The 12,442-nt window shown below is 57.1% G+C and carries 10 protein-coding genes; 6 read left to right on the top strand and 4 right to left on the bottom strand.

From position 1 onward, the window contains the following. The first annotated feature begins 4 nt into the window (after positions 1–4). From RUDLU_RS0111715 to RUDLU_RS0111705, 3 genes are read left to right on the top strand one after another with little or no spacing between them, the layout of a single operon-like run. Entirely contained in the window at positions 5–1,219 is a 1,215-nt protein-coding gene (locus tag RUDLU_RS0111715; protein ID WP_019988576.1) for a glycosyltransferase family 2 protein, read from the top strand. 42 nt (positions 1,220–1,261) lie between these two features. Further along, on the top strand, positions 1,262–2,770 hold the full coding sequence (locus RUDLU_RS0111710; RefSeq protein ID WP_019988575.1) for an O-antigen ligase family protein: 1,509 nt from the start codon (positions 1,262–1,264) through the stop codon (positions 2,768–2,770). Next, positions 2,754–3,956, top strand: a complete 1,203-nt coding sequence (locus RUDLU_RS0111705) for a glycosyltransferase (RefSeq protein WP_019988574.1) — start codon at positions 2,754–2,756, stop codon at positions 3,954–3,956. The genes RUDLU_RS0111710 and RUDLU_RS0111705 overlap by 17 nt, the downstream gene beginning before the upstream one ends. Positions 3,957–3,972: 16 nt before the next feature. On the opposite strand, the gene RUDLU_RS0111700 is transcribed toward RUDLU_RS0111705, so the two are convergent. From RUDLU_RS0111700 to RUDLU_RS27350, 4 genes are read right to left on the bottom strand one after another with little or no spacing between them, the layout of a single operon-like run. Further along, positions 3,973–4,842: an alpha-1,2-fucosyltransferase gene (locus RUDLU_RS0111700; RefSeq protein WP_019988573.1), complete on the bottom strand. Its 870-nt coding sequence runs from the start codon at positions 4,840–4,842 to the stop codon at positions 3,973–3,975. 21 nt (positions 4,843–4,863) lie between these two features. Further along, positions 4,864–5,817: a hypothetical protein gene (locus RUDLU_RS0111695; RefSeq protein WP_019988572.1), complete on the bottom strand. Its 954-nt coding sequence runs from the start codon at positions 5,815–5,817 to the stop codon at positions 4,864–4,866. A gap of 18 nt (positions 5,818–5,835) precedes the next feature. Further along, on the bottom strand, positions 5,836–6,978 hold the full coding sequence (locus tag RUDLU_RS0111690) for a glycosyltransferase family 4 protein (protein ID WP_027302987.1): 1,143 nt from the start codon (positions 6,976–6,978) through the stop codon (positions 5,836–5,838). Next, positions 6,975–7,754, bottom strand: coding sequence for a 4'-phosphopantetheinyl transferase family protein (locus tag RUDLU_RS27350; RefSeq protein WP_019988570.1), 780 nt, complete (start codon positions 7,752–7,754; stop codon positions 6,975–6,977). Before RUDLU_RS27350 ends, RUDLU_RS0111690 begins: the two co-directional genes overlap by 4 nt. 98 nt (positions 7,755–7,852) lie before the next feature. On the opposite strand from RUDLU_RS27350, the gene RUDLU_RS27345 reads away from it, so the two are divergent. The 3 genes from RUDLU_RS27345 to RUDLU_RS0111670 are packed head-to-tail and all read left to right on the top strand — an operon-like array spanning position 7,853 to position 12,393. Further along, positions 7,853–8,851: a T9SS type B sorting domain-containing protein gene (locus tag RUDLU_RS27345; RefSeq protein ID WP_019988569.1), complete on the top strand. Its 999-nt coding sequence runs from the start codon at positions 7,853–7,855 to the stop codon at positions 8,849–8,851. Between the two features lie 3 nt (positions 8,852–8,854). Further along, on the top strand, positions 8,855–10,957 hold the full coding sequence (locus tag RUDLU_RS0111675) for an alpha-amylase family protein (RefSeq protein ID WP_044129421.1): 2,103 nt from the start codon (positions 8,855–8,857) through the stop codon (positions 10,955–10,957). Then, the gene (locus RUDLU_RS0111670; protein WP_019988567.1) at positions 10,954–12,393 is read left to right on the top strand and encodes an MOP flippase family protein; all 1,440 of its coding nucleotides are present in this window, start codon (positions 10,954–10,956) and stop codon (positions 12,391–12,393) included. The genes RUDLU_RS0111675 and RUDLU_RS0111670 overlap by 4 nt, the downstream gene beginning before the upstream one ends. Positions 12,394–12,442: the final 49 nt, after the last annotated feature.

The raw sequence follows: 12,442 nt of genomic DNA, 5'->3' as shown, positions 1-12,442 counted from the left end.
ATCCATGACAGCGCTCTATTACATACTGGTCGGTTTATTTGCGGGGCTGAGCTTTGTGGTGTTTTACACCTATCTGGGGTACGGCCTTGTGGCCTGGGTGCTGGTGAAACTGCGCGGCAACCAGCGCCAAAACGCCCAGCCCGCAGAGCTGCCGCACGTGACTATGGTGGTGCCTGCCTATAACGAAGTCGATTATCTGCCTGCCAAGCTCCACAACTGCCTCGCGCAGGATTACCCGGCCGACCGGCTGCACATCCTGTTTGTGGTAGAAGGTTCAACCGACGGATCGGCCGAGTACCTGGCCCGGCAGGAGGCCCCCAACCTCCGCATTCTGTCGGGGAGTCAGCGCTTAGGTAAGATTGCCGCTATGAACCGGGCCATGAGCGAGGTACAAACGCCCATCACCATTTTTACCGATGCCAATACGCAGCTCAACACAGAGGCTGTGAGCCGCTTAGTGAGCCGGTTTGCGGAGGGTGTGGGGGCCGTAACGGGCGAAAAACGGATTCAGATGGCCGATGCCGAGTCGGCTGCGGGTAGTGGCGAAGGCCTGTACTGGCGGTATGAATCGTTTCTGAAAAAACTGGATGCGCAACTGCACACCATTGTAGGGGCTGCGGGCGAGTTGTTTGCCATCCGCACCGATCTGTACGAACCCGTAGAGCCCGATACCCTGCTCGACGATTTTGTGATTTCGCTACGAATTGCCGGGCGCGGGTACCGGGTTGAGTACGCGCCCGATGCGTACGCGCTCGAACGGCCGTCGCATTCGGTAGGTGAAGAAAAGAAACGTAAGGTTCGGATAGCCGCCGGTGGTTTTCAGGCCATGAAACGGCTGGCGTACCTGCTCAACGTGGCGCGTTATGGCTGGTTGAGCTTTCAGTATGTATCGCACCGGGTATTGCGGTGGGCCGTAACGCCGTTCTGTTTGCCCGCCCTGCTCTTGCTCAATGTCCTCATTCTGGGTGTGCTGTACGCCCCTGATACCCAGACTCCGCCGGGAACGGCCTCGTTCTGGTGGGCTATGTTGGGGGCTCAGCTTGTTTTCTACGCGGCTGCCTACGTAGGCTACGTGCTCGAAAACCGACAAACCCGCCTGAAACTGACGTTTGTGCCCTTCTATTTTGTGTTCATGAACTGGTGCGTCCTGCTGGGATTTGCCCGGTTCAATCGGGGTAATTTGACGGGTGTCTGGGAAAAATCGAAGCGAGCGGCCTAAGCAGAGGCCATTCGACACAAACTCAACGATTCAAAAAAGACAATGACCCATACTGATTCATTTACCGAAACGCTGATGGACCGGCTCCGGGATAAAGCCTGGCTGGTGGGGGTGTTCGGTGTGGCAACGGCGCTGGTAAGTGGTTGGCTCATTGGTACGATGGGCGTCAAAGGGGCGATGATTATTGTAGCCCTGCCCATTGTCCTGGCGGTGCTGCTGAGTATTCTGCTCGAACCCCGTATCGGCCTGTACCTGTACGTTAACTTTAGTTTTCTGATTGGAGCGTCGCGGTTCCTCGAAAATGACCTGCCGGTTGGTACCGGCCTCGACGGGTTGCTGGTGTTCACGTTGCTGAGTGTCTTTCTGAACGGTCGGCAGATGAACTGGCGTCGGTTGAATAATCCGGCTTTTTATCTGCTCACGATTTGGCTTGTTTACACCATCCTTGAGTACTTCAATCCCAATGCACCGTATCAGCCGGCCTGGTTTTATCATGCCCGCTCGTACTCACTCAACTGGTTTTTTCTGGCCATCATCGTGCTGGTAACGCCCATTACCACGGCCAATGTCTGGCTCTTTATCCGAACGTGGCTGGTGTGGTCGGTGCTGGCGGCTTTGTGGGGCTTCAAACAGCAGTATATCGGCCTCACACCCGCCGAGCAAAACTGGCTGGCCGCCGGGGCCGAAAAAACCCACATTTTGTGGGGCCAACTCCGAAGCTTCTCGTTTTATTCCGACGCCGGGCAGTATGGCTCCGAGATGGCGGGTGTCACGCTGGTGAGCCTGATCCTGTTTTTTCAGGTCAAAAAGATCCCGTCTAAGCTGCTATATCTGGTGTTGGTGCTGGTATTGTTCTGGGGGTATGCCGTTTCGGGTACTCGGTCGTCGCTGTTTGTGCTCATTGCCGGTTACGCGGCTTATCTGGGCTTGCAGCGCAAAATTGTCCCTATTATTCAGGGCGTCAGTTTGGCGGCTCCGTTGCTGGCAGTACTGCTGTTTACCAACATCGGCAACAACGTGTACCAGATTTACCGGATTCGGACGGCGTTGCGACCCACGCAGGATGAGTCGTTTCTGGTGCGGCTGGAGAATCAGCAGCGCATTCGTAACTACCTCAAAGACCTTCCGTTTGGGGTCGGGGTTGGGTCGTCGTCGGGAGCCGGGGTTCGGTTTTCGCCCAATCACTGGGCCGCCCAAATTCCGCCCGACAGCTGGTATGTGCAGCTTTGGATCGAGACCGGCATTGTGGGCGTGGTGATTTATCTGTTTATGCTGGCCGGGATGATTCTGATTGGTACGTACCGGCTCTGGCAACTCAAAGACCCCTGGCTGACTACCCTCATGCTGGTGCTGCTATCCGAATTTATCGGCATTGCCGTGGTGAGTTACTCGAACCCCATTATGGGTCAGTTTCCAACCAGCACCATCGTGTTTATCAGTTCCATGCTGTTTACGTCGGCCCACCGTTGGGCGCGTAAGCCAGCCCCTTCTGTCGACGATTCATTGTTACACCGCGTCCCATCCTACCCCGTACATGGAGCCTTTCGATAGTATCGTATGTGTTGGTCAGACCACCTGGGAGGGCGACTTCCAGAAGGCGGTTGTGCAGCTGATGTGTGAATTTTCCGTGCGGCACCGGGTCCTGTACGTCGACTATCAGCATACGTACAAGGATTTACTGATGGGCGTGGCCGGGCAACGCGGGGTACCGGTACGAACCCTGATGCGGTTGACCAGTCAGTTGGCAAAAAAGCCCGGAAAAAATGGGAGTGAGGTGTACGTGTGGCACCCGCCTACCATGTTGCCGATCAACTGGTTATCGCCTGAGCGGCACGACCGCCTGATCAACTGGAACGTAAACCGGTTGGTAAAGAGCCTGCGGAGCGTGTTGCGGCAGCTGGGCATGAAACGGCCCCTGATTATTAACGGCATGAATCCGGTGTTTGGCCTGCCTATGTTGCATCAGCTCAACGAGGCCGGTACCATATATTACTGCTTCGACGAAATCAGCATTGCCCGCTGGATGAATCGGCACGGTGGACGCTATGAAGAAGAGTACCTCCGCCGGGTCAATGCCGTCGTGACGACGTCCGAAACCCTGCTCCAAACCAAGGCGCTGCGGCAGCCTAACGCCTTTTGCGTGAAAAATGGCGTCAACTTCGAACTGTTTCATCAGGCGCGGCAACTGGCCGAGAAGACACCGCCTGTCAAGCCGGTGGTGGGGTATCTGGGCACGGCCGACAATCGGGTCAACGTCGATATAGTGGAGTATTGCGTTCGGGAGATGCCCGACGTGACGTTTCAGTTTATTGGCGAAATAAAAGAGCCGGCCCTAACCGAACGACTGACGCGTTACCCCAACGTGGTGTTTACACCCCCGCATCAGCCCGCCCAGTTGCCCCCGCTGCTGGCCGGGCTGTCGGCTGCTATGATTCCGTTTGTTTGCAACGAGCACACGTACACTATCTACCCGCTCAAAATCAACGAGTATCTGGCGGCCGGATTACCCGTTGTGTCTACGCCTTTTTCGATTCTCGACGATTTTGCGGGCGTTATCGAAATGGCCCCCTCGCCTGAGGTGTTCGTGCAGGCCCTGCGTCGGGCCCTGGCCGATCAAAGCCCCGAACGCATTGCCCAACGGGTCGAAATGGCCCGTAACAACTCGTGGGAGCAGCGTTCGCACGAGTTCGAAGCCATCTTTCAGCAGCTTATTCTTCAGCATTCACAGACGCGTTAGCGAGCCCGGCATGGTTCTACAGGCGCACCCAGCCTGCCGGAATCAGATCGGCGGTGTTCCAGGGTTTGTTCCGAAACCACTGTTTGGGGGCAATTACCCGTTTGTCAGGGCGGGGGTTGAGCCAGGCTCCCCACCAGCTAAACGAACTGTTGGCAATGATGTGATGATGGCAAAGGCTCATCAGTTGCAGGTCGTCCACGTCGGCATCGGGGCCGGTATTTTCGACGAGTACGTGCGGGCGCTCAAAACGCATGTGCTGCCGTACCCACTCGGGGTCATCGCTAAACACAAGCAGAGTCGCGTCAGGAAATTGCCCGTTTATCTGGGCCAGGGCGGTCTGGTAGTAGGTATCATCGAGGGCACCGAATGACTGGCTGAACTCCGGGTGGCTTACGTAGTCGCCCCGGCGGATATGCACCGAAACCGGCGTCTGGGTTTGCTCAATCTGTTGCCGGTACCGGGCGTACATTGGGCCCGGCTGGCGCGTAAATGTCAACTCCCGCCGAATGGTAGCCGCATTCGAGGCAAAATACCCTTCCGACTGCCAGAAACCGTCCAGCGTAATAAAGGCCCCTTTGGCGTTGGGTACGGCCGGGTCAAGGTGAAAATGCGGCTCTTTTCGGGTATCGAAAAGCGGGCGTAACGACCGACCGGGCAGCAAACGGGTGGCTTTAGACACATACAGCCAGGGCGAATAATCGAGCAGGTCGTAATCAATCGAAAACCGGTCGAGCTTAAACTGGCGGGGGGTGTCGGTTTCGTAGGTTCGGTGATAATAGCGCAGGTCGAACCAGAGCCGGGTTTGGTTCTGAATGGCCAGATGCCGCCCCAGTGCGTACTGAAATAACTGGTTACCTAAGCCGCTTGTGATTTTTGCAATAACCATACAGGTTGGCCCGATCGGGGGTTAAAAATACTGGTCTACGTACGCGAAAACCTCCTCCGTGCTTTTGGCGTGCAGAATTTTGGCGCCTGAAAAAGCCGGGAAAATAGTACTGTATTCGTCGAAGGCGTGTTCGAAACCTCCGCCGGGGTGCGACAGAATCACATTGATACCCCCGAAATAACTGGCCAGGGCGGCCGTGCCACCATGCATCGAGACAAACCGGTCGGCGTTGGCATACACCATCAGTTGCAGATGATTGTAGTTGGCTACCTGCGTGCGGTATTGCTCGAAGAGGTCGTTCATGAGCAGCACCTCGGGGTGGTTGGCCCGAATCCAGGCATGTTCGCCCAAATCCATAATCTCGCTGTTGTCCAGCACAATCTGCCCCGATAGCGGCCGGTTGTACACAATCTGATAGGTTCTTTTCAGGCGCGAGATGAGCCGGTCGAGGGCGTCGATGCTCAGAAAATTGATCGGTGGGCGGTCCCACTCAATATTGTACTTGTTGGCAATCACTAGCAGCGGTTTGTTGTACACAAACAGGTTGTTGCGGTAATGGCTTTTAAACGGGGGCGGGGTCCACTTGCCAAAATCGTACGTTGGGCTGTGGGTCATGTTAGGCACGTCGTAGCTGTCGTAGCCTTTCTGCCAGATCCGCTCGGTATAGCGCTCGGTGTGGTTTTCGCTGAAATAGTAAAAGGGTTTCGTGTTGGCGCAGCCGATCGTTTGTTTTAGCGTACCATTGCGGTGATGCCAGTACGCAAACGGCAAACAATAGCGCAACTCCTGGTCAAACTCGCCCTGAAACGAAATCACTTTGTACGGCTTTCGGGTGAAATAGTCGCGACGAACGAAGCGAAGTTGATTCAGGCGGGCAAACCAGTTGTCGCGGATAAAATACGGCAGGTCGCCCCGGTACTGCGGGTACCGGATAGCGGCCATGACGTACAGAAATTTGAGCAGAAGGCGTTGCATACAAGCTAAGGAAGAGGGCTAAAGGGAGGGCACCGGTTGGCCAACGTGCTGTTGGTAGACCGCCATCAGTTGCCGGGCGGTGTGTTGCCAGGAGAACGCGTTGGCTCGCTCAAGCCCCCGTTCGCGCAACTGTGCCCGCAACTCGGCCGAACTGAGGAGCCGGTGAAGCTGATGGGCCATTTCGTCGGGGGAGGCCGGGTTGGCCAACAAGGCCGCATCGCCCGCTACTTCGGGCATGGCCGAGGTGCTGGCCGTCAGTACGGGGGTGCCGCAGGCCATCGACTCCAGAATGGGTAGCCCGAAGCTCTCACGTAGCGATGGACACAAAAACACACTGGCGGCATTGTACACGACCGGCAATAGCGTGTTCGGAATGTACCCGCACAGCAAAATGTCGTTGGTTAGCGCCCGCCCGCCAATCTGGTCGAGCAACCCATTGACGTACTCGGCCGACACGTTGGCCATCACCAGCGGGAGAGTCAGTAAACCCTGGTTCTTTAGCTGCAGCAGAGCCTTCAGAACCCCAACGACGTTTTTCTTGGGGTCGGTATTTCCCAGAAAAAAGATGAACTCGGCCGGGAGCCGGAACCGCTCGCGTACCTGCGCCAGCGTGGCTGCATCGGTAATAACCCGAAACTGCCGACTGACTGCATTGTGCACCGTAACTACCCGCTCGGCGGGCAACCGGAGGTGGTCGATAATCCGGTGCCGCTCGTAGTCCGAGACCGTGACAATGCAGTCGGCCTTTTTGACAACGGCAGGGACGTTCCAGCGCCGGTACCCATTGCCCAGCCGCTGATACCAGTTACCACCGACGATGGCTTTTTCCAGAAAAATAATGTCGTGCAGGGTAATCACGAGCGGAGCCGAAACCCGCAGCGGGGCCGTGTTGGCCGTGCAGTGCAGCAGGTCGGGCTGGTACGATTTTACGGCTTTGGGCAACGTAAACTGCTCCCAGACAGGGTAGGCTCCGCCCGGTAGTTCGATAATCTGGATATTTGGGGCCGCAGGCAGACCGGTGCGGTCGGTATCGGGCCGGGCAAATACCAGAAACTCGTGTTGAGGGTACTCGGCCAGGGCGCGAATCGTTTCGACGGCCACGATATCCATTCCGTGTTTGTGGGGACGCAGGAGCCGCTGGGCCTCAATACCAATTCTCATGATTCGTTGGGGTGAGCCGGGCACCACCTACGGAAGGAGGCCGGATCGATTTCGTAAAAACAAACGGTTTCTGGGCCGTCGGGAAGAGCAAGAGCGGCCGGGTAGCCCCGGTCTACTGCAAAGGGGTACACACGCCAGTGACCAGCCCCACCGAGCAGGCCCGCATCAATGCGGTGGGTGCCTTCCAGCGCCGGAATCGCCGTCAGATGGTCGTTCATGCCCTGTCCTGTGGCTTTCATCAAGGCTTCTTTTCGCGTCCAGAATTGGTAAAATAGAGTCTGTGCATCCGGGCTTTGCACCAGGGCCCGTTGTTCGGCCGGACTTAATATGGACGAAAAAAGGTCGCTGACGTCAACATCGGACCGCATAAATTCTACATCAACGCCCACGGGAACACACCCAACCGCCAGCACAATCCAGGCACCGGAGTGCGACACGTTGAGGTGAACCGTCGGGGAGTCGGGCAGAAAGGGCTTGCCGGTCGGGCTCGTATCTACGCGAACGTCTGCCGGGTTTTGCCCGGACAATACGCCCGCCAGCAGTCGAAATAAACCCCGTCCCACCACAAACCGGTGCCGGTCGGCGGGGAACCGGAACCGGTCGGCCCGCTCCCGTTCGGTTGGTTGGAGCAACGTTTCCCAGAGGGCTACGGTGGCCGCTTCGGTGGGGAGCGGCATTCGGAACACAGAAATGGTATCGGGGGCTGGCACGAGGGGCTGTCCGGGTTGCCAGGGTGCCGAAACCGATGAATGACAGGTGACAAGAGCCGTTTGCATGGGGTAAAAGTAAGCGGATTTGGGAAGTTCTGCCCCGTTATTTAATCCATAGCGCAGGTTGGGTGACTGTGGTAAGCTGCCAGCGTCTAAAAAGAAGCATGCCCGCCCGATTCGTATTACGTACAAAAGCGGCAAAACGGCTACGCCGATCTGTTTGCCTGGCTGCTGGCTGGTTTGGGGTTTTCACCTTTACCACCAGCCAGCACAGTGCTGCCCAGTCGTGTTCGGGAGCTACGGCCGAAGTGCTCATCCGCGAGTCGTTTGGTACGGCCGAAGCCACGGCTTCGCTAAGCGGCCGCACCTCCTACCAATACGCGACCAAAGCCTGCCCCGACAATGGCGAGTACACCATCGCGTCGGCCGTCGACCGTACCTGCTTCGGTTCGGTTTGGCACGGCCTGCCCACCGACCATACCGGCAATGCGGGCGGAGCCATGCTGATTGTGAACGGGTCGGACTTACCGGGTGAGTTTTTCCGGCAAACCATTCCGGGCCTGTGCGGAGGTACCACCTACGAGTTTTCGGTATGGGGCCTCAACTTGCTTCAACCCAACAACTGCACCGACTCCTCTCTGCCCAACCTCACCATTGAAATCGAAACGGCAGGCGGCCGCCCCCTGCGACGCATCGATATTGGGTCTATTCCCGAAACGGTCACGCCCGAATGGCGTCGGTTTTCGGCTTCGTTTACCATGCCCGAAACCGATGAGCCTGTGCTGGTCAAACTGATCAACAATGCGGCCGCCGGTGGTTGCGGTAACGATTTGGCCCTCGATGATCTGGAGCTGATTCGGTGTAGCGCCTGCCCGCCCGAACCGGTATATGTGCCTGATGCCTTCACCCCAAACCACGACGGCCACAACGACCGGCTGGCGATTTACCTGGCCGAAGCCGTTTCCGTTGATATTAAGATTCTTGACCGATGGGGTAGCCTTGTGTATGCCAGTAATACCCTGACGGAGCAATGGGACGGCCGGTTTGGTGGTGTCGACTGCCCGTCGGGTGGGTACACCTGGATTGTTACGTATCGGGTTGCCGACTCGCCCACTACCACGTCTACCTACGTCCGATCGGGGCGTGTGATGCTGCTTCGTTAATTCATGAAATCGTATTTTTTATCCTTGTCGGTGGTGTGTGTCGGGCTGTTGTTTCTGCTCGATGGCCCGCGTCGGCACTCGATTCAAAACCCTGTGTCGGTGCCTGTGACCCGGCTTAAACCCCACCAAATCCCCATCGACGGCCAACGTTGGTATCAGGTGGTGAATGCCCAGCATGGTCTCGACGGCCTGTTCGATGGTATTACCGATCAGGCTGTACACACTGGCTATAACAAGCTGCTGAAAAACTACGATGCCTACTACCCCCTGCGCGAGGGCGAAACCATACGCATCGACAGCATCCGACTCTACGATTATACCGATACAAATACCGACGCTCCGCTGACGCTCTCGATTATCACCGCCGACTGGAAACGAATACCGATTGCCCGGTTTGTTGGCGACAAATACAAGGAATGGGTAGGCCCTGACCCGGCCCGCCCGAACACGTTTGCCCTGCCCAGGCCGGTAACTGGTGCCCGGTATTTGCTCCTGAATACGTCCGGTGCGTACCCATCGGAACTGGAGCTGTACGGCGCGTACACGCCCGGCAAACTGCCCACCAAGGCTTCGGTTCGCACGGGTACGCCGTTTCGGCAGGCCATTGGGGTAAACATGTTTGAGTGGAACATGGAAGAGGCCGCCCGCTCCTGGGAAATTGACGAGAGTCGGGTACCGGCTATTCGGTGCTTTGGGGCGGTGCGGCACTACATGGATTGGGAAAAGCTCGAAGCCCAGCCCGGTCAGTACACGTTCAACCTGACGCTCAGCGGGGCCTGGAATTACGACGCCCTGTACGAGCGGCTGCACCGCGAAGGGGTGGAGGTGCTGGCCTGCCTGAAAACCATTCCGAAATGGATGGAAAATACGTATCCGGCCGGGCAGCGGGATTACGGCAACAACCCAGCCCCGTACGGCCGCGATCTGGGTCAACCGCAATCCTACATTGAACAGGCTCGGGTGGGGTTTCAGTACATAGCCCGGTACGGCTCTAACAAGCGGGTGGATCCGGCGCTGGTAAAAATCAGTACGGTGAAAACCTGGATGCCGCCCAACGAGAAAAAAATTGGGTTGGGTCTTATTCGCTACATTGAGTGCGAAAATGAGCGCGACCGCACCTGGGGTGGGCGGCAAGGCTACCAAACCGCCCGCGAGTACGCGGCTAATCTGTCGGCGTTTTACGATGGCCATAAAAAGACCCTGGGGCCGGGCGTGGGCGTTAAAAATGCCGACCCAACCGTTACGGTCGTCATGGGCGGGCTGGCTTCGCCCACGCTCGATTACCTGCGGGCTATGGTCGACTGGTGCCGCGAACACCGGGGCTACCGGCCCGATGGGCGGGTGGACCTTTGCTGGGATGTGATCAATTATCACCTGTACGCCAACGACGCCCGTTCGTCGCAGGGCGGTGGGGGTACGCGCGGGGCCGCTCCTGAGGTGTCGGGCGTGGGCGAGCAGGCGGCCGCTTTTGTGCAACTGGCGCACGAGCTGGCCTACGATATGCCCGTCTGGATTACCGAAACGGGTTACGATACGCACCCCGGCAGCCCGTTTCACGCCATCCCGGTCGGTACCAAATCGGTGCTTCAAACCCAGGCCGACTGGATTTTACGGACGTCTCTCCTGTTTACCCGCGTGGGGGTGGCCCGCACGTTTTTCTACCAGCTGTACGACGACAACCCGGACAACCCCACTCAGTTTAGCTCGATGGGCCTCATCAACGGCGATAAAACCCGCAAGCCCGCAGCCGATTACCTGGCGCAGGCGCTCCGGCTCATGGGCAATTACGAGTACCGCCAAACCCTGAGCCGGTATCCAGTTGTGGCAGACCGTTACGAATACCGGGGCCAAACGTCCTATGTATTGGTTGTCCCCGACGAGCGGGCCCGTACGGCTACCTATACGCTGTCGGTTCAGCCGGGCGATACCGTGCGGGTTTGTACGCCGGTGGCTGGCCGTGAAACCATGCCGTGTACGAGCCGCGTGGCCACGTCGGGGCAACTGACACTAACCGTGACCGAAAGGCCCACGTTTGTGATGCTGGGTAAGCCCGCAACCGCCTTCCGCGCCCAAAACCCTCAACCGAAGACCTCTGCACCCCGATGAGCAATAAAGAAAAGGCCATGGACGGCGGTAAATGGATCACGTTGTCGACCGTGATTTCGACCGTATTTCAGTTTGCGCAGGTCGCCCTGTTGGCCCGCCTGCTCGACCCGGCCGATTTTGGGGTGGTTAGCGTCAGTAACCTGATTATTGGCTTCTTCGGCGTGTTTGCCAACCTCGGTTTTTCCAACTCGATCATCTACAAGCAGGAGAGCGACCGCACCGTACTATCGACGCTCTACTGGCTCAACATGCTCGTAGGCGCGTTGATTTTTGTGGTGATTCAGTTTGCAACGCCCGCCATTGTCTCGTTTTACAGCGAACCCCGGCTCGAAAGGGTACTGCACCTGTCGTCGGGCTATTTTCTGATCGTGTACGTTGGGCAGCTGTACATGTTTTTGCTCGAAAAGGAGCTGCGGTTCCGGTCGGTGGCCACCGTCGATATTATCGGCACGGTAATCGGGGCAGGGGCTACTATCAGTTTGGCCTACAGTGGCTTTCAGGAGCTGTCGCTCATTATCGGGCAGCTGATCAGCCAAACCGTGAAGAGTGTTACGCAGGTGATACTGGGACGCCGGTATTTCAAGCCTGCCTTTCGATTTTCGCTCAATCAGGTGCAGGAACACCTGCGTTTTGGCGTGTACAATCTGGGCGACGGGATTCTGGGGTTTGTGCAGTCCAACGCCGACAATTTTTTCATCGGCAGCATTCTGGGCGTGAAAATGCTCGGCTACTACACCTTAGCTTACCAGTTGGCGGTTTTCCCGATCAACCGGCTGAATCCCATTATCCTTCAGGTGGCTTATCCCATTCTGGCTAGGATGAAAGATGACATTGAAGGCCTGAAGCGAGCGTACCTGAAAATTCTGGACGTCCTTATCTTCTGTAATCTGCCCCTGTTGGCCGGTTTGTTTATAACCGCCGAAAGTGTTGTTCCGCTGATTTACGGGCCGGGCTGGCAGGAAACCACCCATCTGATTCAGATTTTCGTTTTCGTAAGCCTGTTTGCCTGCCTTAGCCACCCGCTGTTTACGCTCGCGTTCACGCGCGGCAAGCCCAACCTTTTGTTTTATCTAAACCTGGCTACGCTGGTGGTGAAGATTCCGCTCGTGTACGTGCTGGGGCATCTGTACGGGGTAACGGGCATTGCCGTCTCGTTTCTGCTGGCGACTTTCTTTAACCTCGTGGCCAACTTTTTTCTGGTGCACTACCTCGTGGGCGATTTCTTTGGTCAGTTTCTCAAAAACTTTGTACAGCCGTTGCTGTTTGGGGTGATCATGGTAGCGGTGATTGCTACGTACAAAACGGTGGTAGGGTACGAGGGCATGGTGCATACCGTGGCGCAGATAGCCCTCGGGGCCATCACGTACGTAGGTCTGACGCTGGCCTTCAAGTTCTCGTTTGCCGATTTGCGGGCTCTACGGCTGGCGAAGGGCTAAAAAAAACCTGCAAGCTAACGGGCTTGCAGGTTGAAAAGCCTGACAGGAT

Source organism: Rudanella lutea DSM 19387 (assembly GCF_000383955.1).
Classification (GTDB): Bacteria; Bacteroidota; Bacteroidia; order Cytophagales; family Spirosomataceae; genus Rudanella; species Rudanella lutea.
Note: the sequence above shows the minus strand (reverse complement) of the source record. Positions and strands in the feature narration are given on the sequence as shown.